This is a genomic window from Bacillus sp. EB106-06-01-XG163, from assembly GCF_058791615.1.
Window position 1 is genome coordinate 1 of record NZ_JBYTDS010000034.1, and the last position, 795, is coordinate 795.

4 tRNA genes and 1 rRNA gene are annotated in these 795 nt (G+C 43.0%); all 5 read right to left on the minus strand.

Annotated elements, in window-relative coordinates:
* Position 1: 1 nt before the first annotated feature.
* Positions 2-75, minus strand: a tRNA-Arg gene (locus AC3WTF_RS19245).
* A gap of 32 nt (positions 76-107) precedes the next feature.
* Positions 108-182, minus strand: a tRNA-Gly gene (locus tag AC3WTF_RS19250).
* A 342-nt stretch (positions 183-524) separates the two neighbouring features.
* Positions 525-597, minus strand: a tRNA-Thr gene (locus AC3WTF_RS19255).
* Positions 598-599: 2 nt separating this feature from the next.
* A tRNA-Asn gene (locus AC3WTF_RS19260) sits at positions 600-674 on the minus strand.
* A gap of 45 nt (positions 675-719) precedes the next feature.
* Positions 720-795: ribosomal RNA gene (rrf, locus tag AC3WTF_RS19265) — 5S ribosomal RNA — on the minus strand; the annotation flags it as partial.

Below are 795 nucleotides of genomic sequence, written 5' to 3' on the forward strand. Positions count from 1 at the left end.
GCGCGCCCGAGAGGAGTCGAACCCCTAACCTTTTGATCCGTAGTCAAACGCTCTATCCAATTGAGCTACGGGCGCAATCAATTTCACAATATCCCGTTGGGATAAAATGGAGCGGAAGACGGGATTCGAACCCGCGACCCCCACCTTGGCAAGGTGATGTTCTACCACTGAACTACTTCCGCAAGTAAAAATGTAATGTACAGCCAGAATACAGCATCAGATAACCCAAAAACTGTATTGTTATTTATTCAGTAAAACTCCAAACGGTATAACCCGCAGATTAATCTAAAGCATACTGTTCATTATGACAAAAGTAATTATATCAAGGTTTTGATAAAAGTCAATACCGTTTAACAATTAATTATGTTAATCTCTTTTGCATCCTTAAAGAAAGGCTTCATCAGAAGACGCGCTAAATACCTATACCTTAACTGATACAATCAGCAACAGATTTTTACTGAACTAAACAAAAAATAACAGTCCCATAACAAGCGGAAACTGCTTCAGATCAACGTATTTAGATAAGCTTCCAAGCGGGCTCGAACCGCTGACCTCTTCCTTACCATGGAAGTGCTCTACCTGCTGAGCTATGGAAGCAATGGCTCCGCAGGTAGGACTCGAACCTACGACCGATCGGTTAACAGCCGATAGCTCTACCACTGAGCTACTGCGGAATATTATAAGCTTCATAAACAAAAACATGGTAGATAAAATAAAAAGCTTGGCGGCGTCCTACTCTCACAGGGGGAAACCCCCGACTACCATCGGCGCTGAAGAGCTTAACTTCCGTGTTCG